Annotated in this window: 21 protein-coding genes; 12 read left to right on the forward strand and 9 right to left on the reverse strand. The window is 49.4% G+C overall.

The annotated features are described in order from the left end of the window. Positions 1-16: 16 nt before the first annotated feature. The gene (locus tag ACFRAM_RS11280) at positions 17-1,645 is read right to left on the reverse strand and encodes a response regulator (RefSeq protein ID WP_379465913.1); all 1,629 of its coding nucleotides are present in this window, start codon (positions 1,643-1,645) and stop codon (positions 17-19) included. A 649-nt stretch (positions 1,646-2,294) separates the two neighbouring features. Then, entirely contained in the window at positions 2,295-3,062 is a 768-nt protein-coding gene (locus ACFRAM_RS11285; RefSeq protein ID WP_379465914.1) for an HAD-IIB family hydrolase, read from the reverse strand. Between the two features lie 244 nt (positions 3,063-3,306). Between ACFRAM_RS11285 and ACFRAM_RS11290 the strand changes: the two genes are divergently transcribed. Continuing rightward, positions 3,307-4,071 carry an ABC transporter ATP-binding protein gene (locus ACFRAM_RS11290; RefSeq protein ID WP_379465915.1) on the forward strand — a complete coding sequence of 255 codons (765 nt, stop codon included), beginning with the start codon at positions 3,307-3,309 and terminating at the stop codon, positions 4,069-4,071. 63 nt (positions 4,072-4,134) lie between these two features. Here the strand turns inward: ACFRAM_RS11290 and ACFRAM_RS11295 are convergent, their stop codons facing one another. Further along, positions 4,135-5,049, reverse strand: coding sequence for a LysR family transcriptional regulator (locus tag ACFRAM_RS11295; RefSeq protein WP_379465916.1), 915 nt, complete (start codon positions 5,047-5,049; stop codon positions 4,135-4,137). 120 nt (positions 5,050-5,169) lie between these two features. Between ACFRAM_RS11295 and ACFRAM_RS11300 the strand changes: the two genes are divergently transcribed. The 4 genes from ACFRAM_RS11300 to ACFRAM_RS11315 all read left to right on the forward strand — a co-directional run bounded on the left by ACFRAM_RS11300 (position 5,170) and on the right by ACFRAM_RS11315 (position 9,916). Further along, on the forward strand, positions 5,170-6,210 hold the full coding sequence (locus ACFRAM_RS11300) for an aliphatic sulfonate ABC transporter substrate-binding protein (protein ID WP_379465917.1): 1,041 nt from the start codon (positions 5,170-5,172) through the stop codon (positions 6,208-6,210). A gap of 18 nt (positions 6,211-6,228) precedes the next feature. Continuing rightward, the gene (locus ACFRAM_RS11305; RefSeq protein ID WP_379465918.1) at positions 6,229-7,215 is read left to right on the forward strand and encodes an Ldh family oxidoreductase; all 987 of its coding nucleotides are present in this window, start codon (positions 6,229-6,231) and stop codon (positions 7,213-7,215) included. Next, positions 7,212-7,985: an ABC transporter permease gene (locus ACFRAM_RS11310; RefSeq protein ID WP_379465919.1), complete on the forward strand. Its 774-nt coding sequence runs from the start codon at positions 7,212-7,214 to the stop codon at positions 7,983-7,985. The genes ACFRAM_RS11305 and ACFRAM_RS11310 overlap by 4 nt, the downstream gene beginning before the upstream one ends. Before the next feature lie 236 nt (positions 7,986-8,221). Further along, entirely contained in the window at positions 8,222-9,916 is a 1,695-nt protein-coding gene (locus ACFRAM_RS11315) for a CocE/NonD family hydrolase (RefSeq protein ID WP_379465920.1), read from the forward strand. Positions 9,917-10,021: 105 nt separating this feature from the next. Here ACFRAM_RS11315 and ACFRAM_RS11320 read toward each other — a convergent pair whose 3' ends face one another. From ACFRAM_RS11320 to ACFRAM_RS11340, 5 genes are all read right to left on the reverse strand, one after another. Further along, positions 10,022-12,364, reverse strand: a complete 2,343-nt coding sequence (locus ACFRAM_RS11320; protein ID WP_379465921.1) for a glycoside hydrolase family 95 protein — start codon at positions 12,362-12,364, stop codon at positions 10,022-10,024. 107 nt (positions 12,365-12,471) lie between these two features. Further along, positions 12,472-14,787 carry an AraC family transcriptional regulator gene (locus tag ACFRAM_RS11325; RefSeq protein ID WP_379465922.1) on the reverse strand — a complete coding sequence of 772 codons (2,316 nt, stop codon included), beginning with the start codon at positions 14,785-14,787 and terminating at the stop codon, positions 12,472-12,474. 124 nt (positions 14,788-14,911) lie between these two features. After that, a complete protein-coding gene (locus tag ACFRAM_RS11330; RefSeq protein WP_175370038.1) occupies positions 14,912-16,492 on the reverse strand; it encodes a DUF3502 domain-containing protein in 1,581 nt (526 codons plus the stop codon). A 90-nt stretch (positions 16,493-16,582) separates the two neighbouring features. Next, positions 16,583-17,464 carry a carbohydrate ABC transporter permease gene (locus ACFRAM_RS11335; RefSeq protein WP_175370037.1) on the reverse strand — a complete coding sequence of 294 codons (882 nt, stop codon included), beginning with the start codon at positions 17,462-17,464 and terminating at the stop codon, positions 16,583-16,585. 30 nt (positions 17,465-17,494) lie between these two features. Beyond that, positions 17,495-18,406 (reverse strand): ABC transporter permease, encoded by a 912-nt coding sequence (locus tag ACFRAM_RS11340; protein WP_379465923.1) that lies wholly within the window; start codon positions 18,404-18,406, stop codon positions 17,495-17,497. Between the two features lie 256 nt (positions 18,407-18,662). Between ACFRAM_RS11340 and ACFRAM_RS11345 the strand changes: the two genes are divergently transcribed. The 6 genes from ACFRAM_RS11345 (at position 18,663) to ACFRAM_RS11370 (ending at position 23,405) form a co-directional block, all read left to right on the forward strand. After that, the gene (locus ACFRAM_RS11345; protein ID WP_379465924.1) at positions 18,663-18,992 is read left to right on the forward strand and encodes a hypothetical protein; all 330 of its coding nucleotides are present in this window, start codon (positions 18,663-18,665) and stop codon (positions 18,990-18,992) included. 119 nt (positions 18,993-19,111) lie between these two features. Beyond that, positions 19,112-19,792, forward strand: coding sequence for a response regulator transcription factor (locus ACFRAM_RS11350; RefSeq protein ID WP_175370034.1), 681 nt, complete (start codon positions 19,112-19,114; stop codon positions 19,790-19,792). Next, a complete protein-coding gene (locus tag ACFRAM_RS11355) occupies positions 19,789-21,573 on the forward strand; it encodes a sensor histidine kinase (RefSeq protein WP_379465925.1) in 1,785 nt (594 codons plus the stop codon). The genes ACFRAM_RS11350 and ACFRAM_RS11355 overlap by 4 nt, the downstream gene beginning before the upstream one ends. 48 nt (positions 21,574-21,621) lie before the next feature. Further along, positions 21,622-22,146: a CDP-diacylglycerol--serine O-phosphatidyltransferase gene (pssA, locus tag ACFRAM_RS11360; protein WP_175370032.1), complete on the forward strand. Its 525-nt coding sequence runs from the start codon at positions 21,622-21,624 to the stop codon at positions 22,144-22,146. 7 nt (positions 22,147-22,153) lie between these two features. After that, positions 22,154-22,654, forward strand: a complete 501-nt coding sequence (locus ACFRAM_RS11365) for a DedA family protein (RefSeq protein WP_175370031.1) — start codon at positions 22,154-22,156, stop codon at positions 22,652-22,654. Positions 22,655-22,823: 169 nt separating this feature from the next. Next, the gene (locus tag ACFRAM_RS11370) at positions 22,824-23,405 is read left to right on the forward strand and encodes a TetR/AcrR family transcriptional regulator (RefSeq protein ID WP_379465926.1); all 582 of its coding nucleotides are present in this window, start codon (positions 22,824-22,826) and stop codon (positions 23,403-23,405) included. 80 nt (positions 23,406-23,485) lie between these two features. Here the strand turns inward: ACFRAM_RS11370 and ACFRAM_RS11375 are convergent, their stop codons facing one another. After that, the gene (locus ACFRAM_RS11375) at positions 23,486-24,298 is read right to left on the reverse strand and encodes an SDR family NAD(P)-dependent oxidoreductase (protein ID WP_379465927.1); all 813 of its coding nucleotides are present in this window, start codon (positions 24,296-24,298) and stop codon (positions 23,486-23,488) included. A gap of 225 nt (positions 24,299-24,523) precedes the next feature. Here ACFRAM_RS11375 and ACFRAM_RS11380 point away from each other — a divergent pair, with 225 nt between their 5' ends. Continuing rightward, on the forward strand, positions 24,524-25,105 hold the full coding sequence (locus tag ACFRAM_RS11380) for an LOG family protein (protein ID WP_379465928.1): 582 nt from the start codon (positions 24,524-24,526) through the stop codon (positions 25,103-25,105). The last annotated feature ends 533 nt before the right edge of the window (positions 25,106-25,638 follow it).

Raw genomic sequence — 25,638 nt, forward strand, 5'->3', positions numbered from 1 at the left:
ATCGACAGCCTCGAAATCATTCCTCAGCCATCCCCAGCTGTCTTCTAAATTCCTTCGGTGTGCAGCCTACCTGCTTCTTGAACAGCTTCGAGAAATGCACCGGGTCTTTATATCCAACCTGATAGGAAATCTGATAGATTTTAAATTTCACATCGTACAGCATTTCCTTGGCTTTTTTGACACGAATCTCCGTCAGATATTCGAGAAATGTCTTATGCAGTTCCTTCTTAAAAAGCTTGCTAAGCCACACCGGTGTTACGTGAACAGCAGAAGCAACGCTCTGCAGTGTGAGGCTTTCGGCATAATCACGGTGCAATATTTTCTCCGCTTCGCTGACGATCTGGCTTGGCGTCTCCGAGAGCTTGCGGAAATCGGCAGCAATCTCATGCAAAAACGCTTCAGTCTGCACACGCAGGGCTTGTAGTGTATCGTACTGCTCCAGCAGCTCCCAGACCGCAATCGGATTACTCCTCCAGTTCTTAAGAACCGTCCCCTCCGCCCCTCTGCGGAACACTTCGAACAGCCACTCAAAAATTTTCTGCTGAATATCCCTCAGCTGTGTAAGCTGCCAGGAATGGACCATCTCGATGAAGCTGTCCATTGCCCTTGAAATATCGGCATCCGTCCCGTAGCGGACCAGATCAAGCATTTCTTCTGGCTCCTGAAGAGACAGGTCCTCATTTTCACCATCATAAAAAAGCCCCTGCTCTGTAAACAGCCGGTTGCCGCCATAGACCGCCTTCTGCTCCATTACACTCAATGCCTCAGTGTACATGTGATAAAGATTCCGGGTGTTACCCGGCTTGGTCAGCATCCCCGCACTGGCTGTGATTTTGACAAATTCATTGATTCTCTGGATCAACAGTTGTGCCATACCCTGGGCAAATTCCGTCTGCTCCAGCTGCGAGCTGCCGAGTACAACGATCCAGCGGTTGTGGTTATCCTTATAAAGAGCGGACGGATGCGGATATTCCTCCTCCAGCGTCTGATGAACGACATTTCCGATCCCGAACAAGATCAGTTCCTTCTCATGCGGATTCCGGTTCTCAATCGCCTTGAGATTATCGGCCTCGATGACTATCAAGAACATGGGCTCACTCAGCATCCATTCGAGCTCCAGCGTCTGCAGGCGGTGGCATCTGCGCATCTCCAGATTAGGATCGTAGACATGCTCGATCATTTCCTTCAGCAGTTCCTCCCGCATTTTGGGAATGGCGAAGACGGCCTGGTTCCGTAGCATCTGGCGGTTGCGTTGATCCATCCTTCTGCGGTTGATCGTCTCGACCGATTTATCCACCATTTTTCCCAGTTCATCCAGGTTGATCGGCTTCAAGATGTAATCGCATACACCTGACTGCATGGCTTGCTTCACCAGTTCAAAATCATCATATCCGCTGACAATAATCTTCTCCGGTTTATAATCCTCCACAGGGGACAGAGCGCTCAGGAACTCCAAGCCCGACATGCGGTTCATTTTGATATCCGTAATGATCAGATCCGGTCTGGCCTCAAGCGCCGTGTGCAAAGCAACATCCCCGTCCTCCGCCACCAGAATCTCCGTAATATTGTAGTCCTCCCAAAGAAAGCGGTTACGCAAACCTTCACGAATCTCATATTCATCATCCACTATAAGTACGCTAAGCATCTGTTCACCTTCCCGATTCGCTTTTTTATACCTCTGTTTCCTGTGGCAACATTATGCTTTAGTTTCATACTACCTGACAGCGGTTTGGAATGCACGGGGGTAATCCTGAACTTTTATGGGTGAATATTAAATTGCACGGATAATCTCTTTCAAAAAAAGTTTAGTCATTTGTTACCAAGTGACTCTCAAGCTCACCGTTCTCGTTAAAATGGAGTCGTAACAAACGATCATCTACGCCAAATCCTGCTCTACCCAAATAATAAACATACTGGAGGGATGGTTCATCCAATCTTTGTTCGGGCTCTCCAAGTAACTCGATAATCTCGGGCTCCGTTTTCCCTTGTAGTTCGTGCTCATTTATCAGACTATACACCATGCTATTTCTGTTCTCTGGTTTCTTTAACCAAGTTTCTTTATTAAACTGATTACTGCATGAACACATAATTAATAGGATTAAAAGTGAGAGAAATATCTTCTTCATCGGACCCATCCTTTCAATCTCAGATCATACTGTGAATATCAAATATAAACAATATAATTTAACATAGCCTATTAAAAAATAAAACGGCATTGTCCTGAGGGACTTTTGCCGTTCATTTTTATACTCAAATACGCTGTACTTCATATCCAAAATTTATGTACCCGCTGATCAAGAACGGACTGATGACACCGATAAAGCCTTGAGCTTATTAACAATGGCGCCCTCGCAGTCGCCTCCCAGTGAAACCGATTCCGAAGCATAGGGAGCAAGCTCCTCGTGATGTCCGATCATAACGGCATGCCGGGCCTGCTGGAACATGGAAATATCATTGGCATCATTGCCAAAAGCAATAAATTCCTGCTCCTGTACCCCAAGCCGTTGTAATGCATTCCATTTATGGATGTTTTGCGGGCTGATATCTATGACATTTTCATTGCGGTGCCTGTGAATGACCACACCAAGATCTTTCAGGGATTCCGCCAGCCCTTCCATATCGTCAGCAGTCAGAATCAGAATCTTCACGATGGATTTCAGTGAACCTACAGGAAGGCGCTGGGCCAGCTTGGAGGGGTCCACATTATTCAGAATGGGATGGTCGTACGGGCCGGTGTAAGCATAATCCCAATCACTGTCGATCAGATAAGTAGCCTGATATTCTTCAATCAGCCTAAGAATCTCCTGCACATCCTCTTGAGTAAAAGCTTCGGCATGCTGAACCTGACCTTCCTTGGACACTAACGACCCGTTGCCGCCAATAAGCGCAAAGGAATGAAAGCGTTCATGCAGAACAGGCAGCATATCACGAATCGGACGAGCTGAGGCAAATATCACTTCATGCCCTTCATGTGTCAATTCTTCCAGACAAGCCAGGATAGTTTCAGATACCGGTTGGCCTTTGAAGCAAATGGTACCATCCAAATCAAAGACAAATTTCACTTTATTTCCCTCCAAAACAGATGAATTCATGTAATTTATTACATCAATCCTACCGCTATTTTCAGAGAAAATAAAGGATAGATTGGGGCATCTTTCAGGGGAGTGATGGAGATGTTGACCCCCTTTGTCTGCCAGCTCGTCAGGCCGATTCAGGAGAGTAATTCAAAAAGGGACGTGATTGACAATTCAAATCAATTACAGTACCTTTAGTCAAAAAAAGAACACACCCGAGGTGAAACCACAGATGGCTACAGTTAATTTGCAGCATGTGTCTAAAGTATTTACATCCCAGAAGGAGAAGGTTCAGGCTCTGGAGAACGTCAACCTTTCCCTGGAGCCCCATGAATTTGTAGCCATTATCGGACCCAGCGGCTGCGGCAAAAGCACCCTGCTGAAGATCGTTGCCGGCCTGGATACCGGGTATGAAGGATCTGTCGAGCTGGATGGCAAGCCTGTTACAGGACCGAGCATTCAGAAAGGCGTTATTTTTCAAGAGCACCGTTTATTTCCTTGGCTGACTGTCGAAAAGAATATTGCCGCTGATCTATCCCTGAAAGACCCTGAGGTCAGAAAAGCTGTCGATGAAATGATTCAGCTGGTCAAGCTTGGCGGATTCGAGAAATCTTTTCCCAAGCAATTATCCGGCGGTATGTCCCAACGCGTAGCCATTGCCCGGGCATTGATCCGGAATCCGAAGGTTCTGCTGCTGGACGAGCCCTTCGGTGCTCTTGACGCTTTCACGCGTAACCATATGCAGGAAGCACTGCTGGATATCTGGCGCAGTAACCGGACCACTATGCTGCTCGTGACCCATGATATTGACGAGGCCATCTTCCTTGCCGACCGGATTGTAGTCATGCAGTCCAAGCCGGGCCGAGTGAAAGAGATTATCCCCATTAACCTGCAGCATCCCCGTTCCCGCGTCTCCGGGCCATTTCTGGAGTACCGTAAACGGGTACTGGAAGCCCTGAGTGACTCTCAGCAGACAGAACCTGCATACAGCATCTAGCAAGAACATCTTAATTTCTCTAATTCTAGTTCACGTCTCGCCCATACCGGGTGAGGCGTTTTTTTATAATCCCAAGCGCTCGATCTCCTGCTGCAGATGCCGGAGCAGCTCCTGATGGGCGATAGAGAAATGCTGCCGCTTCGAGCGGGCATAGCCCAGCTGGATTACCTCCTGGTCCAGTTCCTTCGCTTCCAGCGGAATCGCTACAATATCCCCGCTCAGAATCAGCGGATCGTTCATAATATTGAACTCCATGAAGATGCTGATCACATCCCCTTCGGCAATCGTCCGCTTCAGTACCTCCTGATTGGTCGACGTGAACAGAACCTGCACAGGGCCGTATTTCAGCATGAGCTTTTTCATAAAAAGCCGGGAGAAACTGCCGTTCACGCTGACAAAGGTCTGGTCCAGAATATCCTCTATTCCCAGCTTGCTTTTTGAAGCCAATACAGATTTTCTGCCCACACAGACAATCAGCCTCGTCTCTACCATCGTTGTCAGCCATAAATCTTTAATATGCTGGCTGTGCTCAGCATGAAAGTAGATCAGTCCCATATCGGTGATGTCCTGGCGGATATCCTCTAGAATCTCTACCGAATCCTTCTCGGTAATCTCCAGCTTGACGTAAGGGTTGCTCGCTTTGAATGACATGATGGCTTTGGGCAGAATCGCGATAAAGTTGGGGCTGACAGAGAGGCGGATATCGCCATGGATCTGCTCTTTTTGGCCAGAAACCTCGTCCTCAAACTCCTGAACCTTCAGCAGAATTTCACTAGCCTTGGCAATCAGTATCTTTCCCCGCTCGGTAGGCAGCGTCCCGTGCCGCGTTCTGCGGAACAGTTCGAACCCCACCTCTTTTTCCAGCTTCATGATGGCTTTACTGATACCAGCCTGCGAGATATGCATGGTCTCCGCTGTAGCAGAAATCGATCCTGTCTTCGCTACATTTACAATATATTCTATTTGTTCAATATTCACTTGAAATTCGCCTCGTTCCCATAACCATTGGTTATATAAACATCATTCAAAGTTATTTTACTTGTTTAATCGGATATAGTAAAGTGATCTTTAACTTAGACAAAGGGGACTCGTACTATCATGAAAAAAAATACATTCGCAATTCTATTGGTTGCCATAAGCATGCTGCTGGTGCTCGCTGCCTGCGGTAAAGACAATAATTCCGGCAGCAACACCACCGCCTCCGGAAACAATAAAGGGGGAGCCTCCGCTTCAGAAGTCACTGTCAATATCGGCGTCCAGCACGCCGTTGCTCCGCTGGTTCTGGCTCAGCAGCAGAAATGGTTCGAAGAAGAATTCGCCAAGCATAACGCCAAGGTAAGCTGGGTAGAAGTACCAGGTGGACCGGCGCAATTCGATGCGATTCTTACGGATCGCCTGGATCTCGCGGTAACCGGTAATACGACCGTTATCACTGGACAAATATCCGATATTCCTTTCAAAGAGATTGCCATTGGCAGCACAGGCTCCAAAAATGTTGGACTGCTGCTACCCAAAAACAGTACGATTACCGATCTCAGCGAACTAAAAGGCAAGAAAATCGCTGTAGCCAAGGCAACAGCAGCGTATGACATTCTGTTCAGATTACTGGACAAAGCTGGCCTGACCGCAAATGATGTGGAGCTTATCCAGCTCAGTGCAGATGAAGCCAAGGCAGCGTTCGTCGGAGGATCTGTAGATGCATGGGCCATCGGCGAGCCTTACCTGTCGACAGCAGTTGTAGATGAAGGCGCCAAGGTCTTGGCAGACGGCTCTTCCATTAACTACATCAGTCCTGCATTCCATATTGTCCGCACCAAGTTTGCCGATGAACATCCGGATCTCGTAGTTGCTTATCTCAAGGTACTGGAAAAAACACTGCAGTGGCAGACCGATCACCTGGATGAAGCGGTAAAAATCTACGCTGAGGGCACTAAGCTGAATCCCGAGGTTGTTAAATCCGTCATCTCCAATGTCCAGTTCGCGACTGTCCCGATCTCTGATGATTTTGTCAAAGCTCAAGGAGAGCTGGCAGCATTTCTGTTAAAAGAAAAAGCAGTAAATAAGTCTGTTGACCCTTCCAAGGTCGTGGATAACACCTTCATCAATCAAGCACTGGAAGAACTGAAGAACGATAAATAACCGTTAGGAGAGACAGCTATGAGCACAATCACCATCCCTATTCAAGAACTCAAAGACATGGGTAAAAAAGTCCTGCTGAAATACGGTGCTACCGAGCACGAAGCAGAGATTATCGCCAGTGATTATCTGGATGCCGATTTGAGGGGCCGCTCGTCGCACGGTTTTACCTTCTTTAAGCAAGCGGTCGGCTCTCTCGAAGGCAGAGGAAAATATGAAGCCGCTCCGCTGGAAGGCTCCTATCTGCATGTAGCCGGAAATTACGATCTGGGCCATATCGTGGCCCGGGAATCGATTGATCTCGCCCTTCCGGCACTCGCCGAGCGCAAAGTGATCACCATCGGCCTCACTGATGTCTCCCGTTTCAACTGCCCGGGCATTATTGCCCGGTACGGAGCGGAACGCGGCGCGATTACGCTGATCTCCGCTTATGGCGGAATGAGCGTGATGGCACCACCCGGAGGCAAAGGCGCTGCTGTGAACAACACCCCGCTAGCGATTGCCATTCCACATACAGATCCGTTGTTTGTACTCGACATGGCTGTGTCGGAACGGGCGTGGGGCCATCTCAGCATTGCCAAATTCAAAGGGGAAACTATCCCTGAGCATTGGGGCGTGGATGAAGAAGGCCAGCCGACTGAGAATCCTGCGGATGTCAAATGGCTCTCCCCGCTTGGAGGCTACAAAGGCTTCGGCCTGGCGCTCGCATTGGAAATTCTCAGTGGAGCTCTTGTCAACGTGCCTATCGGGGCCAAAGGACTCAAGAAGAATCGCGGAGCTTTCATCCAATTGATCGATCCTACCATTTTCGGTCATACTGTGGAATCCTTCACCGCGCAGGTCACTGGCTTCCTTGGCGAATTGGCAGATATTCCGCTGGCAGAAGGCCATGACGGTCCAATTACCTATCCTGGACAAGCTTCGGAACAGCGCTATCAAGAAGCACTGGCCTCCGGTGTCATTACGCTGCACCATTCTGCTATTGATTACCTGCGTAACGAGCTATGAAAACACAGAAATCTTATGTGAAATATATATACGGCAGCCTGCTCCCTCTACTTATTGTGGTGGTGTGGCAGTTGATCGGGGAGCTTCATCTGCTGCCTCCCCAGCTGCTTCCCACACCGCTCAAGATCGGCAGAAGCTTCATTGATCTGCTCTCAAGCGGTGTGTTGCTGTCCAATATCGGGATCAGCATTTATCGTGCCCTGATCGGATTTCTGATCGGCGGCGGGCTGGGCATCGTATTCGGATTATTAGTTGGCTTCTATAAAAAAACGGAATGGACGCTGGACCCGACGCTACAGATGATCCGTACGGTTCCGCATTTGGCCATTATGCCGCTGTTCATCCTGTGGTTCGGCTTTGGGGAGTTCTCGAAGGTGCTGCTGATTGCGATGGGTGCCTTTTTCCCCATCTACCTCAATACCTACATGGGCATTCGCAGTGTGGATTCCAAGCTGTTCGAGGTGTCCCGCATTCTGGAGTTCAGCCGTTTCAAGCAGATTACCCGGCTCATTCTGCCGGCTGCCATGCCCAATCTGTTGCTCGGTATCCGCTTGTCCCTGGGTACGGCCTGGCTGAGTCTGATTGTTGCCGAGCTAATGGGGGCGAACGCAGGTGTAGGTTATATGATTTCGGATGCCCGCCAGTTTGCCCAGACCGAGGTTGTTTTCGTCGGCATCGTTATCTTCGCCGGGGTCGGTAAGCTGACTGACTCTCTTGTACGCAAGCTTGAGACTCGCCTGCTGCGCTGGCGGGATAATTACAACGGCTGACCGTCTTACAATTCTTACATTTGCACGTACAGGGAAGAAAAACCAAACAGGCGTAGCCTCTCGCTCCTATGCGAGAGGCTACGCCTGTTTATATATAGTAAAAGTCCGCTGCGGAATGATGTCATGACGATGCCTCTTTGCCCAATATCATCTCTATGGCTTGCATGATAGAATTCAAATATAGCATTCCTATTTGAAAACAACAGATCACCATCTTTTATCGGGAGGCATCTAACATGTCAGAAAAGCAAGCTCCTGAATTCCCTGCTCCGCATCACGAGGCGGGAGAACGTCAGGACCTATGGGTGACGATGAGTGACGGGGTGCAATTAATGACCCACGTATGGTTAAGTAAGGGCGAACAGCCCGCGCCAGTGATAGTGGTGCGCAATCCTTATATAGGCAGAGAATTCCGGCCAGACCCCGAAGTCGTGCTGCTCTCTGCTTATGGATACAATGTCATCATCCAGGAGTGCAGAGGACGCGGTTCCTCCGAAGGGCGCTGGGTGCCGTTTGTGCATGAGAAGCAGGATGGCCTTGATACGCTGGATTGGATCATCGCCCAGTGTTGGTGTAACGGGAATATAGGCTTATACGGCGGTTCCTATCTCGGATTTAACCATTGGGTGCTCGCAGACAGCCTGCCGCCCGAGGTCAAGACGCTATATATTTCCGTGATCGGTACTGAACAGCAACGCTTCATCTATATGGACGGGATGTTCCGTCCGGATATCTATACCAGTTGGACGGTTACCAACGCTGGCGCCAATCTTGGAGGCCGCAGTCCCCGGGAGCTGGAAAAGCAGGCGCGCGAATTCCGTCCTCCCCTGGAGATGGATGTGACTCTGCTCGGTAAACAGCTGGATTGGTATCGTGATTTCCTGTTGAACCCTGGAGGCGGAGAGAAGCTATGGCAGGAGGGCTTCTGGCGGGAGTTCCAGCATATTCCTTCCCGTCTTACCGTTCCGGTCTGTATGGTCGGAGGATGGTTCGATATTGCGCTGGAAAGCATGATGCTGAGCCACGAGCAGATTCCACCGGAGATCCGGGACCGCAGCCGTTTTATCATCGGTCCTTGGGTGCATTCGCTAGCGCCGCACGGCGACCGTGATTTTCCGGGTGGAACCGTTAATGGTGGCAATGGCGGCTTCCGTGAGGTATTGGGATGGTTTGATTACATGCTCAAGCAGGCGGCGTACGAAGAGGAGCTCGGCACAGTCAAGACCTATGTAATCGGCGCGGATGGCTGGAAAAATTGGACGTCCTGGCCGCCGCTGGTGCAGAAGCGAACCTGTCATTTAGGGCAGCACAACACCCTTGGCGATATGCCCGAAGCGGATGAGCACCAACTAACCTACACTTACGATCCGCTTGATCCAGTGATTACTATAGGTGGAAGCGGTCTCTTATCCACCTTTGAACCCGGGCCCGGCCAGCCCCGCACCGCTTGTGCACTACAGCCGGAACCTGGCTATCGCCAGGATGTCCTGAGCTTTCTCTCTGCACCGCTGGAGGAGAAACTGTACCTCGCAGGTTCCATCGAAGCGGTGCTGCAGGTCAAGTCAACTGCTGAAGATACTTCGTTCACGGTCAAAGTGAGCGAGGTTCTGCCGGACGGCAGAGCCTACAATATCGCTGACGGGATAACTTCATTGGCGTACCGGAACGGTTCACCAGAGGCACTGTCTTATTCTCCCGGCTCACTCGAAGAGATAACGTTCCAGTTATGGCCGATCACCTGGGCACTGAGACCAGGCTCACGGATCAGGGTCGATATTTCCTCTTCCAACTTCCCGGCTTACCATGTTCATCCTAACCAGGCCGGCAGCTGGTCCACGATACAGGAGACAGTGACTGCCGAGCAGACGATTTGCTGGGGGGGAAGTCACAACGCTTATATCCAGCTTCCGGAATGGAAACCACAATCTTAACCGTCTAAATGTGCAGATCAAAAGCGGCTCTGATCAAACGTAGTGAACGTTTGATCAGGGCCGCCTGTTTTAGTGAGCTTTGAACGCATTGATGTTCTACAAATGCTAATGTCTTGGAAGAACCGTGTAGCTTGAGTCTGCCGTTACAGCCCAGCTCACGGAGCCGTTTTCGTTCCGCGTAACGGCTGCCGGTTGTCCATTGCAGGTGATTTCCACATCGCCATCACCAGGTACACGTAGCACACATTCCCCGTCGCTGTGGGCATGAATGATAGCCTGGTTCAGTTGTCCCTGACTCCAGATCATATCCACGACATAACCGCCCCTGACCCGTAGTCCCCGTACCTCGCCTTCGGCCCATGCTTGCGGAAGTGCCGGAAGCAGGTGCAATTCTCCGGCATGGCTTTGCAGAAGCATCTCGGAAATCCCGGCTGCTCCGCCAAAATTCCCATCAATTTGGAAAGGCGGATGATTGTCAAGCAGGTTTGGCAGCGTGGAATGAGCCAGCAGCGCCTGGACATTCTCCCACGCCTTCTCTCCATCCGCAAGTCTAGCCCAGAGATTAATGATCCAGGCCCGGCTCCAGCCGGTGTGGCCTCCGCCGTGCGCCAGCCGCCGCTCCAGCGTCACCCGCGCCGCTTTCATCCATTCCGGCGTTTCCCTCGCGGAGAAACGGGTACCAGGATGCAGCGCGAACAGATGTGAAATATGCCGGTGGCCCGGCTCAGCCTCTTCATAATCCTCCAGCCACTCCTTCAGCTGACCATGCTTGCCGATCTCCGGCTCCGGCAGTCTTTCACGCAGCGTATGCAGCCGCTTAGCGAAAGCAGCATCCACCCCCAGAAGATCCGCTGCCTCAATGCAGGCGCTGAACAGCTCATGCAGAATCTGGCTGTCCATCGATGGACCTGCGCAGAGGATCCCCGCAGTACCATCGGGCAGCAGATATGTATTCTCTGGAGAGACCGAAGGCACGGTAACCATACGTCCGTCCGGCAGCTCCATCAAATAGTCTTCGAAGAACTCCGCTGCCTCTTTAAGTATGGGATATGCGCGCCCCAGAAAGGCTGCATCTCTGCCGAATTGGTAATGCTCCCACAAATGCAGGCTCAGCCAGGCCGCACCCATTGTCCAGTAGGTAGCTGGAATATAATGATCCTGCGGCGCCGTATCGCCCCACAAATCCGTATTATGATGAGCTACAAAACCTTTGCAACCATACATGTCCCGCGCCGTTATCCTGCCCGGCTCGCGCATGCGCTCAATCATCTCGAATAGAGGTTCATGGCAATCTGCCAGATTGCCTGATTCTGCAATCCAGTAATTCATCTGGGTGTTGATATTAATCGTATATTTGCTGTCCCAAGGAGGCAGAAACTGATCATTCCAGATCCCCTGCAGCGTGGCCGGCAAGGAGCCGGGTCTGCTGGAAGCTGCAAGAAGGTAACGTCCGAATTGATAATAAAGCGCGATCAGGCTGAGGTCCTCTTCACCACTGCGGATACGTTCCAGACGGACATCCGTTGGCAGGTTATCCCCTTGCAATTGGCCCACTTCCGCCGCTGCGCCTAGCCGGATCGATACCCGCCCCATCACAGACTCCATATCCAGGGTATGCCGCTCCTTCAGTGCAGCATATTCCATTTTCCCCGCCGTTTCCGCGGCCTTCAAAGCTTGCAGCTCCGGCTGGGAATAGCGGTAGGAGGTTGCCGCTGTCAGGTACAGAGTCACAGTGTCAGCCTGCTCAACGACAACGTGTTCTCCAATGATGGCAGCCTTGCCGCCACCCTCGGCTTTCACACGCACTACGGTGCGAAAATCCACACCACCTGCGCCGCCCTCATTCCCCCGCATAAGCAGCGTATGATCATCGGCTTGGACAAGCTCGTCATAGTAGCGATTGTTGCTCCCCCGCTTCAGCCGGGCTTTGAAGCTCACGGCTCCTGGAGCATTGGCCGTGATGCGCACAACCATCACCTGATCAGGATGACTGACGAAGATCTCCCGTTCATAACCTACACCATCCACTTCGTAATGGACGCTGGCAATTCCATCAGCCAGATTCAAGTGACGTGAATAATTCGCAATTTCTCTGCCATGCTCAAACACCAGCGCCAGTTCTCCAAGTGGAACATAATGGCGCTGGCTTTCCGGAACACCCGACAGGGCCAGGACAGCCAGTTCCTGTGCTTTTCCTGCTTCGCCCCGCAGAAGCAGCCCCCGGACTTCCGCCAGCTTTGCCTTGGCATCCGGATTGTTGCGATTCCGCGGGCCACCGTACCACAGGCTGTCTTCATTCAACGCGATCCTCTCTTCCAGCGGATCACCATAGATCATCGCGCCAAGCCTACCATTACCTACAGGTATGGCGGTCTCCCATCTGTCACTCGGAGAGGTAAACCATAACCTCAGTTCGACGTTCCCTTTCTCTTGTGAAGCTGAACTCATATGAATCATTCTCCTCTCGAATTTCCGGTTGCTGTTGTACCCGGATTTCTTCCTTATAAATCGCTGCTAGCGGTTGAAACCTTGCGACAGTCTGTGCTTTCGCGGTGCTAACCTTCCTGCGGAAAGCCATCAGGCGAATTATCCTGCAGCGACAGCTCTCGATATGCTGAAGGCGTCAGGCCCACTTGCTTCTTGAAGGCGGAATAAAAGTGACTGCTGTTGGTGTATCCGCACAGTTCAGCCACATCGCTCACCCGGTATTCATCGCTGCGCAGCAATTCCTTGGCCTTGTCTATTCGCACCTTGCGGATGTACTCGCTGGAATTGATTCCTGTGACTTCTTTGAAAATCTTAGATAAATAATTAGGCGTATAGCCGGCCCGCTCGGCCAGAACCTCAACACTCAAATTATTGTCGTGATAGTTCTGCTGGATGTAGTGCATAATCTCTTCGACCTTGCGGTAGAACTTGTTCTCCTTCAACTGCTTGATACTGTCCAAGCTGCTGCTGTAATGGTCGAATTGTCTAAGCAGCCATTCCATGGCCTGCTCCAGCGTTTCCATCTCGGTAAAGATCAGATTCAGTTCCCCATATAGCACACCAAGACGTTTGTTCTCGTCGTTAATAGTCTGGTTCATCTGGGTGATGCAGACCAGAAAGAGATGGAAAAGCGCCTGAATAGCGTCAGAGTACACGAACCCTTTTAGCACATAAGCTGCACCACCCAAACTCTCCTGGAATCCAGCTCTGTCGTTCGTAGAAATACAAGAAATCAGCTTCTTCTCCATCTCCGCCGGAAGTCCATAACTGCGGGTAAGTGTCTCATCAACCTCTGCCTGATGAATGATCCGGCCAGAGCCTAGCACAAACCGTTGCTGAAGCATCTCCAGACCCTGTGCATAGGCTAGCGCACAATTCCGGTCCTGACGTACATCGCTAAGCCCGACACTAACCGTGATCCCATGCGACGCAATGAACCTCTGAATACTCTCCAATAACTCCAGCAGATCCTCGAAGTCCTCTGTTCCTTCCTCACTCTCGTTAATTAGAACAGCTATCTCTCCCTTGGGCATCCTTACAGCCTCATAAGCGTAATCATTTTGAAGACGTTGACTGATACTCTCGAACAGCAGCGATTCGAACAGGGCCGCCTCCTTCCCATCTAACTGTGAATAGGCATCGATCCTGAACAGACACAGACGGAACCGGTCCAAACAAACCACAAGTCTGTAATCGCCTGTATGAGTCTCTTCTCGTTCATCAGATCCCCCATCGGTCAGCAGGCTGCGCAAATAACTCTCTTTCACAATCCGCTGATTGCTCCGATTCTCGTTTTCCAGTGAACGCATATGCAGCAGTGTTTCTGTATACACCGATTGAATAAAAGAGATATCTCCGGTATGTCCGCCCTCCACATGGAACGGGGAGCGTTTGAACAATTCCGTCAACTTCTCCACCGGGATGTAGAGCCTCTTAGAAATCAAAAAAATAGCAGCGAGACACATCAGGAGCACACTTAAACAGACAGCGAGAAAACCATTGCGTTTATCCTGAATTGGCTTGACCAGCGTGGAATAGGGTGCCTTGCTCAAAATATACCAGCCGGTGGTTTGATTCTGTACAAAAGCGACAAGCGATCGGGATGCTCCTTCCTTATCGGAGAGGTTGCCCTTGGGCGCAGATTGTTGCAATACGGTGGCAAAAGCAGATGTGTCCTTGATGTCCCCGCCAATTCTCTCCGGGTCCGTATGTGCGAGCAGCGTTCCCTGAGCGTCGGCAATCAGCAGTTCATTGCCTGAGTTTGCGAGGTAATCGTGAATAAACAAATTCTCGTCTATATTAATAATTACCGTTTGCTGCTCACCACTGATGCTAAGGTTCGTATATTCGATACTGATGGTGTAATCTTTCTTATTGGTCAAAAAGTCTTGTTTGTTCCCCGTAGGAACCAGCCGGGTTAAATAGATGGTCCGCTTGTTGCCCACACTTTTGCGGTAATTCGACCCCTGCCTTAAAAAGCCTGCGGCATCAAAGCCAAGCTCGCCCTCACAAATGAATTCTTTAATCGCTGAGTTGTAAACAAAAATGGAATGGATGTAGGGGTTAATTTGGCGGATATTACGGATCTGGATGCGGGCCTGGTTGCTGGTCAAGGCATCACTGCTGCTTAACGCCAGGAAATAATTGATGTTGTCATTGATCTCCAAATTCAGAAAGATCTGATCCATCTCACGGAAGAGATTGTCGATATTTCCGCTTAAAGTTTCGAGGCCCTTGATTTGTTCTCGTGATAGCTGATTAAAGAGCGTCTTGGAGTAGAGGTTGGAAAAAACAAGGGTCATCGTCACGACAAGAACCATCGTCAATGCCATGAAGGATAACAGCATCCGGACAAATAAAGAATCCCGCCTGAGCTTTGCCACCGACAGCCCGCCTCTCTCTTTAAGCGCTTTCAATTATTGGATTCAGTATAGACGAAAAGGATCGCGAATGGCAATGATATCGCCACCCGCGATGATGATTTTGACGCAATAGCGTTAATCCAGCTTAGTTTGCTGCGAGAAATTCATCCAGCTGTTTTTGGACCTCAGCCACAATCTTGTCGGTCCCGGCATCCCTCTCCTTGGCGATAAAATTGGCAACATCTTTGTCCACATCCTTGATGTTGATTCCGCACATCAGCAGATTGCCCAGCTCACTGCGCAGCTGCTCCCGTTTTGCAGCCTCGGTCTTGATCGGTGTCTGATCAGGCACGAAGTATTTGACCGTCGACGTAATCTGGTTCGGACGATTAATGAAGGCATCATAAGTCTCATAGTATTTCGGCGTATGCTGCTCATCATACTTCTGGAACTCCTTACGCCAGAAGCCCCACTGTCCCGGCCAATCAAGATAGTTGGTCGGTTGGCCATTACCTTGCCCATCCATGTACTTCACGTTATCGCCATCCAGCTTGTAGGTCTTATCCAAAATGCCATAAATCACAGCATCATACACCTTCTGGTTCGTCGACAGCTCCTCCAGGAACATGAGCACCCGTTCCGGGTTGGCTGCATTTTTGTTGATCGCTACAATATTATCAAGCGGTGAAGCGATCACCCATTTCTTATCCGGATAGAATTCCGACCAGGTCTTCACAGCTCCTTCAGCTTCCACAGACGGCTTGAACGTGTTAGGGTTCTCCAGAATTCCTCCGTCAATCTGGTTAATAGCAGCGCTCAGCGTTCCGGCCGAGAAGTCACCTTCCGTTCCTTTGGTGGCCAGCAGGTTGCGTGGAATCAGGCCAGCCTCGTTCCACTTCTTAGCATAGAATACGAGTTCCTTGAAGGCTTCAGTCTGTTCCCACGGGATGACCTTATGCTCGGGATCATCAATCTTGACGACCAGGCCCATTGAGTTCAGGTTCTCGTATTCATACTTTTGCAGAAACACCTGGGCAACATCGCTGTACCAGTTATCCGGCCGCCAGGAGATAGGGAGAATTTGCGGCGAAGCCTTTTTAGCAGCATGGAGGTACTCATCCAGTTCCTCAACCGTTTCTACCTTGTCTTTCATGTAGCCTCCTTTTTTCGCCAGATCACCCCGATACCAGACGATAGGCTTAATACTTTTCTTCAGTGTCCAAGGCGCCCCGTACACCCGTCCCTTGACCTTGATCGGGTCCAGCAGATTCTGTTCTTTGTACGTTTCAGTCAGCTTCGGTGCATATTGTGGCAGCAGATCGGTTAGATCCAGGTAAGAGCCGCGATTCATGGCGTTGGAGAAATCATTCCAGTTCGCATCAAAATTAAGATCATAATTATCGCCCGAAGCCTGCAACAACTTCATTTTATCCTTATAGTCATTCCAGTTGACAAAATTGATCTCGAACTTGGCATTTAAGGTATCCTTGGTCAGCTCTGACACATACGACCACACCTCATCAGTCGCCTGCGGCTTATCTCCCGGGAAATAAAAGCGCAGCGTAACCGGCTTCAGCTCTGTCTTTTGTCCTTCGCTTGTTTTAGTACCTTCTGTATTACTTGGGGTGCTTGCACTCTCTTTGTCTCCGCCGCCGCAGCCCGCGAGCAGCCCTCCTGCCAGCAGCACCGTCAATCCCAGCGCAGCCGATCTCTTTCCTTTGACCATTGCCGTTCCCCCTATTAACAATTTTGTGAATATGCTCAGCGGCACCATTGCCGTTCAAGCCTTCATCAACCTGCCAAACACGCGAATGTCTTACCCTTTAATCGCCCCCAGCATCAATCCCTTGACGAAATACTTCTGGAGGAACGGATACAGAAAAATAATCGGACCGATTGTAATCATCGTGGCAGCCATCTTGATACTTTCGCGCGGCATCATCTGGTCAGCAGTCGTGGCCAGCACGCTGGAATTGGCCAGATAATCCACATTCGAGATAATGGTCCGCAGAAGCAGCTGCAGCGGCTGCAGCTCTACCTTGTCGATTAGCATCAGCCCCAGCCACCAGTCATTCCAGTAGCCCAGAGCTATAAACAAGCCTACAGAGGCAAACACCGGTGTCGATAGCGGCAAAATGATAGATATCAACGTCCGGAACTCTCCGGAACCGTCGATTTTGGCGGATTCATGCATTTCCTCCGGGATCGAGGAGAAGTAGCTGCGCATCAGGAACACATTGAACCCGTTAACCATCGAAGGCAGAATAAGTGCAGCCATATTGTTGTGAAGATGAAGATATTTGACGCAGATGATATACCATGGAACCATTCCGCCGCTGAAGAGCATTGTGAGCAGCACGTAGGCGGAGATAAAATTACGGTATTTCAGCCTGCGCAGTGACAGCGGGTAAGCAATCATGGCCGTAATCGCCAGACTGGCAATGGTACCAATCACCGTGACCAGACTCGTGACCTTGTATCCATTCAGGATCACACTCATCCGCTGGAACAAATACTGGTAAGCCGCAAAGTCAATATTTTTCGGAAACAGATTATACCCGCTGGTGAGAATATCCATTTCCCGGGTCATAGAGCTGGATAGAATGATGATAAACGGGATGACACAGAACAGGGCGATCAGCGTGACGATCAGATTTAGAAACGCTTGGCCCCAGGAAAAGGATGTGCTGATTTTCATGCAAGTACCTCCATTATGCACCTCATTTTTTTAAAAGAGCGCTGCGTCGCTTTCATACTTGCGGGCCAGCCGGTTGCTGATATAGACAAGCGCGAAGGCCAGTACCGACTGATAGAAGTTCGCCGCTGCGGCCATTCCCATATCCCCGGCTCCCTTCAGGCTGCGGAAGACAAAGGTGTCGATGACATCCACTGTAGAATAGATCTGAGAGTTATCGCCGACAAGGGAGTAGAACATTCCGAAATCAGAGTTCATAATGTGGCCGATACCAAGCAGGGTCAGCACGATAATGGTTGGCCGCAGCATCGGAATGGTAATATGAATGATCTGCCTGAACTTGGTAGCCCCGTCAATCCGGGCCGATTCATAAAGCGTATTGTCAATCCCCATCAGGGTCGCCAGGTAGATGATGCTGTTATAGCCGATGCTTTTCCATACAAAAATTATGGCGATTATAAAAGGCCAAGCCATTGGACGCGAATACCAGTCAATCTTATCAAAGCCCCATCTCACCAGCAGCTCGCTTAACATTCCGTGCTCATAGCTCAGGATGTTGTAAGCGAACACGCCCACCACAATCCAGGAGATGAAGTATGGAAGCAGCGTTAGTGATTGAGAAACCCGCTTGAACCAGACCGACCGGATCTCATTAAAAAGGATCGCCAGCGCCACATTAAGGAAGGTGCCAACCGCGATGAACAATAAATTCAGCAGGATGGTATTCCGGGTTACCCGGACCCAATTGGATGAAGTAAAGAAGTATTGAAAATTCTCATAGACCGGGTGTGCCCAGGAGCTGCGAAATATCCCCGTACTTAAATTGAAATCTTTAAACGCGATAATAATGCCGGCCATCGGAAAATAACTGAATACCAGCAGCAGTAGCATCGCAGGCAAGGTCATCAGATACAAGACCTTGTGCTTATTCAGTTCTTTGAGCAAAGTGGAACCCCCTCTACATTTCATGAATCCGCTTACAAGTGGAATGCTATCATAGCTATAACGCATTTTAAACTTTCGATTGCTGTGATTTTGTTATCATTTCTACGATAAGAAGGCACCAATTTCTATGATTTTATTGCTTTTTGATCTCAAAAATCATGATATATATGTGACACCAGTTATGGTTTCCCCGAACCTTTATAGGTGACCTTATTATTGTTATACTGAGGAAGCCTTACTTATAAGGAGAGCAGACATGAATCTATCCTATAACTCTTCCCCTGATTCCGATCCCGGCACAGGCGGCGATAATGATACTTTGATCCAAACTCTGCTGGAGCAGACCTATGCTTTACAAAAAAAGTTGCAGCAGGAGGATGACGAGGAAACCGCATGGATGCTAGAGCATACGGACATTCCGGTCCTTAAAGAGCTGATCAAGGAACTGACGATCATCATGCTGCATGTGCTGGATGCCATCGGCCAGCTTGAACCGGTTAACGGGATTACCATCTCGAAGCAATTCGGCTTTCCAAAGGGCCGCGTCTTCAAAATCACCCGTAAATGTGTTTTTCACTTCATTTGATGATGTTTAAATTGACTCCCCCGCCTCTTCCCCAAATTTATCACGGTGTCCTCATGGACACATGAAAGACATACCCGCAGGTTATACTTTTTTTCAAGCTGAATTAAAAGAGGGATTCCATGAATAAAAAAGTGCTTCTCGTTGAGGATGAAATCCGTATTCGTGAAGTCATTGCCGACTATTTTATACAAAGTGATTGGGATGTCTACGAAGCTGGCAACGGTCAAGAAGCCTTACTCCGTTTCGATGACCTGCAGCCGGACCTCCTGATTCTGGATATCATGATGCCGGAAATCGATGGCTGGGAAGTATGCCGGCAGGTTCGCAGCCGCTCAGAGGTGCCTATTATTTTGCTGACGGCCAAATCCGGCGAGGATGATAAAATATTAGGCTTTGAGCTGGGTGCCGACGATTACGTCACCAAGCCGTTTAGTCCTAAGGTGCTCGTGGCCCGGGCGAATGTTCTGATGAAAAGAGTCGAGGGTCTTTCCAAAGCTCAGCCGTCACTCTTAACGTTCGGCGGTGCGGTACTGAACACGATGGCCCGGCGGCTGGAAGTGAACCATGTGGAAGTGGAGCTGGCTCCCAAGGAGTATGAACTGCTTCTTTATTTGATCAAAAACAAAGGGATTGTCATTTCACGCGACACTGTACTTGACCGGATATGGGGATTGGATTTTGAAGGTGATTCCCGTGTCGTGGATACCCATATCAAAAAACTGCGGAGCAAGCTCGGAACGGAATCACGTCATATCCGTACTGTAATCGGTACCGGCTATAAGTTCGAGGAGGAAGAATGAAGAAGCGTGGCGTCACCTATAAGCTGTTTATCATGACCGTTGTTTTTTTCCTGTGCTTTTACGGCATGGTGATCCTCAGCCAAATGCTGTTCTTCGAAGGCTTCTACGAGAACCAGAAAATCTCCCGGGTAGAAAATCATTTGAAGACTTACGCCGCAAACTACGCCTCAGAAGAGAATCGGAGCATGAGTCAAATTTCCAAGGACACGGCCAAGTTCATCATTCAGAACAAAAGCCAGCTGGCCATTCTGACCCTGGAAGGCAAAGTGAAGCTAGGCGACCCCTTCCATATCACGTTGAAAAAAGAAAATGGGCAGCTCGTTACGATCAACCTGTCCCTTTTTATGAATATGTATGGCACGGAGCTGAAGAATGCCCAGATACAGCAGGGCGATCAGCTAACCATCTTCGGTGAGAACGATATCGTTGAAGATTCGCAGATCCATGTGCTTTATCCGATAAACATTTACAAGCAAGGCGGACCGGTAGTTGGAGAACCTTCTGCAAAAGTGATAACTGGCGAAGACGAGTTTGGGGAAACAGAGACCATTACGGGCACAGTTACAGAGATTGTACTCCCTGATCTGAAGACATGGAACCCCCGCCAGGTTCTTATGCTGTCTGCTATGGAGGAATGGTTCCCTCTAACTCCAACCCTGCTTGAGAAGCTAAAAAAACTGGAGGTTCAGCAAGCAGATTGGACAGAACCCTGGACCGGCGTCCGCAGTTCCGTTCTGCTCTACCCTGTGAAGATGAAGAACGGCGACATTGACCTGTTGTTCACAGTGACTTCGCTCCAGGAGGTCAGTGAGACGAATCAGGCCCTGCAGTGGTTCTATGTCTATCTCGGCATCGGCGGGTTCATTCTAATCCTGTTTCTGTCTCTCTTCTTCTCAAAAATCGTGACCCGTCCGCTTATCTCGATTAACAATGCAGCGAAGCGAATGGTCAATCTCGACTTCACTGATCACGAGCCTATCCGGCAAAATGACGAGCTGGGCAGTCTTTCGTCCAGCATGCACACCCTCTCGCGCAAGCTGGACAGCGCGCTAGGGGAGCTTCAGGAGGCTAATCAGCAACTGGTGAGCGATATGAAAGAAAAGCAAAAAATGGAGATCGCCCAGCAAGAGTTTTTCGCCAATGCATCGCATGAGCTGAAGACCCCCATCAGCATCATTAAGGGCTTCGCGGAAGGGTTGCAGGACGGGGTGAGCGCTGGCAAGCAGGATCACTACATCGGCGTCATTATCGAGGAATCGGACAAAATGGAGATGCTCGTTCAGGATATGCTGAATCTTGCGACCTTGCAGTCCGACACTCTCAAGCTCCGTAAAACAACCTATATGCTCAGCGAGCTGGTGGAAGATGTAATGGGCAAGCTCGTCTATTTATTGAAGCAAAAAAATCTCGAGGCTGTGATTATTCCTTCCAATGAGCTCCCGCTCTATGGCGATTTAAGGTGGATGGAACAGGTAGTCTCTAACCTCGTTACCAATGCGATCCGTCATGCGGTGGAAGGCAGCACGATTACTATAAGTATCAAGGGCTTGGAAGAGTCCTCTATTTTCTCCATTGAAAATACCGGCGAGCAAATCCCGGAGCATCAGTTGGAGCAAATCTGGGAGCGGTTTTTCCGGGCTGAGCCTTCACGCAGCCGTCAGACTGGCGGGACAGGACTTGGGCTTGCCATCGTCAAGCGGATTCTGGATCTGCACGGCTGCCGGTATGTAGCGGAGAACACGGGGATGGGCGTACGCATCGTCATTACCTTTGATCATTAATCATTTTTCAATATCATCTTTTTTTACACGAAAGGCGTGAAAATAAACATGAAATGGATTTGGTTACCCTCAGCTTTCACTGTAATCAACTTGGGAGCAGGGGCCTTATCATTATTTTTTACCATTCGCGAAGAATATATGGTCGCATTTGCACTGGTGATGGTTGCAGCCGTATGTGATGTGCTGGATGGATTGTTGGCTCGTCTACTGCATTGTCCCAGTGATTTTGGCAAACAGTTGGACTCACTCGCAGACATCGTTTCCTTCGGGATTGCCCCGGTATTTCTGATCTTAATGTACAAGCTGGAGGATTCTGTGTGGCTCGGACCGCTCGCGGCGGTTGTATTCCTGGTATGCGGGGCGCTCCGGTTGGCAAGATTTAATATAAGTGCTCCCGTCAGAGGGTTCGTCGGTCTGCCCATTACCGCTGCCGGAGTAATACTGTCTCTTACAACATTACTCGGTGACCGGGTGAAGCCTGAAATGACACTGCTTGTGATGGGCTTGCTGTCTGTTCTGATGATAAGCAGAATTCCGTTTCCATCCTTTAAAAAAACTTACGCCAGGAAGTGACTGCAGCATGGCATGGATTATGGATATGATCACTCAATATGGATATTTCGCGATTTTTGCGCTGCTTGCGCTTGGAATTATAGGCATTCCGGTTCCCGATGAAATTCTAATGCTGTTCGTAGGCTATCTGTGTTCTGTAATGGTCCTTGATTTCTCGATTTCCGTGCTGGTCTGCTTCATCGGAGCGGTCACAGGTATGCTCACTAGCTATACCCTGGGCAAAAAACTGGGACAACCACTGGTTGACAAGCATGGCAAGTGGATCGGCCTCACCACCAAACGGTTTGAGATTGTCAAGCGCTGGTTCGCAAAGTTTGGTCTCTGGACGATCCTACTCGGATACTTCGTTCCAGGCCTGAGACATGCTACTAGCTACATCTCCGGAATTAGTGCCATGCCCTTTCGGAAATATTTCCTTACCGCCAGCCTAGGATCACTGGTGTGGGTTCTGGTATTCACCTCTATCGGTTATTATATGGGGGCCAACATATCCTTTGCCGGACTGTAAACAGCACTCACTGCTGGCCTTGCCGGGGATACGAAAATCTGTTCATACATTCTCTGCTATACAATAATATACAGAATGATTCACTATGAAAACGAACAATCCGTCTTTTATTGACGTCTGCTTCCTTTGAATTTAGAATAAAGAAGAAGCATGAGCTTGAAAGGCGGTGTTGAAGATTCGTAAAGGTGAGAAAACGAAACAATATGTGATCGAGAAAACCTCCCTGCTGCTTAATCAGCGCGGTTACTTATCCACCTCCCTGGCCGAGGTTACGGATGCGACCGGACTGCAAAAAGGCGGCTTATATAATCATTTCAGAGATAAAGAAGACCTGATGATCGAGTCGTTCAAATACAACTGCACACTGATTACTGAACAGATGGAGCCGGCCATCGCCTCGGCATCAGCAGCAGCCGATAAGCTGAATGCCTTTGTCGAGACTTATCTCGACCTCGATTTTCCAGGTGGCTGTCCTATTGCCAATGCTGCTGTAGAAGCCGAAGCTGTTTCCCCTCCCCTGTTCCAACATGCACAAGAAGCGATGGACAGAATGCTGGTATTACTGGAAGATATCATAAATACAGGAATCGCCCAAGGGGAATTCCGATCGGATGCCAATACCCGTAATACGGCCGTAGTCATACTCTCGCTGATCGAGGGAAGTCTGCTCATGAACAAGCTTCTTCCGTTCTCCCCGCTCCAGTTGATCAAAGATCAACTCGCTCGTTATATCGATGAGGTACTGAAATAAACCGATGTTGGCAATAAAAAGAGACCTTACGACTTCAGCCGTAAGGTCTCTTTTGACGGATAACGTGACCGTGGCGGGGCTTACTCCGCGATCAACGATACCTTTTCCCACGCCACAACTTCTTCGATTCTTTTGCCCAGCTCATCCCGGATACTATAGGTTGCCATAGCACCTACCGGGAAATGCAGGGGTGGGTTCTCACTGTTGATCATAGCAATAATGGATTCTACCGCTTTACCCTGATCGCCTATTTTCAAGGCCTCATAGCTCTTGTTGAAGGCTTCATACACCGGTGCATATTCGTCGGTAGATTGGCTTTGTTTTTGGGAAGATCCCATGAATTCCGTCAAGAAGACGCCCGGTTCCACAATCGTAGTCTTAATCCCGAACATCGCCAGCTCAGCTGCCATTGCTTTGGAGAAACCTTCCACTGCAAATTTGGATGCCGCATATACACTGTAAGTTGGAACAGCCCACACTCCAAAGACCGAAGACAAGTTCACATAATGCCCCGACTTCTGCTTCTTGAAGACCGGAAGAGTGGCCCGGATAACATCCAGCATACCGAACACGTTCACATCAAACTGATCTCTGATCTGCTCATCCGTATATTCCTCCAGCATTCCAAATAGCCCGTAACCAGCGTTATTAACGACAATATCAATCCGGCCGAATACGTCCACGGCCTCTTTCACCGCTGCTTCAATCTGTTCTTTCTTCGTGACATCGAGTGCAGCAATGTGCACATTCTCCGGCGATTTTTCTTTCAAATCAGCGATGGAATCAATGTTCCGTGCTGTAGCAACAATTTTATCTCCAGTGTGAAGCAATTGCTCCACGAATTTCCGCCCAAACCCTGTTGACGTTCCTGTAATAAACCACACTCTGCTCATTCTAATCTCTCCTTATGATTTTTTATAATATTAGGAAATTATGAATCTATAAATAAAAGACAGACCGTTCATATTTTTAATTATAGGTAGAGATATTATTAAAGTCAAATGTAATTCCTCCGGCCCCGAAGTGTAGCGTTCATGCCGATGACTCTGGTCACTTCACACCCGAACATACGTATGGTAGGATACCTATAAAAAGCATTCCGAAGGAGAGAGGATACGATGAAGAGTGTAGCTGTTTTTTGCGGATCGAGTGAAGGTGCATCCCCTGTCTATAGAGAAGGCGCACAGAAATTAGGTCATGAACTTGCAGAGCGTAACATCACCCTGATCTATGGCGGAGCCAGTGTAGGCTTGATGGGCGCCGTAGCGGATGCTGTATTAGAGAACGGCGGGAAGGTAGTCGGCGTCCTGCCGCATTTTCTGCAAACCCGGGAAATTGCCCACAACCACCTGACGGAGCTGATTGTTGTCGATTCGATGCATGAACGCAAAGCCAAGATGGCAGAACTCGCCGATGGCTTCATCGCTTTGCCGGGAGGACCAGGCACGCTGGAAGAATACTTCGAGATTTTCACCTGGGGCCAGCTTGGACTTCACGATAAACCACTGGGTCTGCTAAACATCGAACATTACTACGACGCTTTAATTACCATGTTTGATCATATCGCTGCCGAGAAATTCATGCAGGAAAAATACCGTTCCATGGTGCTGGTCGATACTACTGCAAAGGGAATTCTGGATCAGTTCGCGGCATACAATCCGCCGGCAGTCAAAACCTATCTCACCGAAGACCGGACTTAATCAGAATAAGGCCGTCCGGAGAACGTTATTGACGAAGGGGTTGTCCGAAAAAGGATTTGAACCTTCGTGCGCTTGTAGCGCAGAATGGTGGATTGGTCAGAATCCATGCAGATCCTCACACCCTAACTTGGGAACTGGGATCTGGGATGTGGTTCTGGGATCTGGGATCTGGGCATAGCTCTGATTTAACAGGAAAATGTACCGTTAATTCTCCCCTTTCAAGCGTTTTGCCCGGATTAAAGGGAATTTCTCCAGTTATTTTTCCCCTTTATCAGAAAATCGAAGGGTATCCTAGAGATTAACGGGAATTTTTCCCGTTATTTTGTTGGAACACGCCATTTTCGAAAAATTAACGGGAGAATTTCCCGTTATTTAGACGCTGCATAACGGGTAACACCCATTTTTACTTTACGAGACCTGCACGTCTGAAGGCCGAGTGGTTTGGGTTTGGGTTTGGGTTTGGGTTTGGGTTTGGGTTTGGGTTTGGGTTTGGGTTTGGGTTTGGGTTTGGGTTTGGGTTTGGGTTTGGGTTT

The sequence above is a fragment of the Paenibacillus sp. NPDC056722 genome, from assembly GCF_042790635.1.
In the GTDB taxonomy this organism is placed as follows: domain Bacteria; phylum Bacillota; class Bacilli; order Paenibacillales; family Paenibacillaceae; genus Paenibacillus_AQ; species Paenibacillus_AQ agri.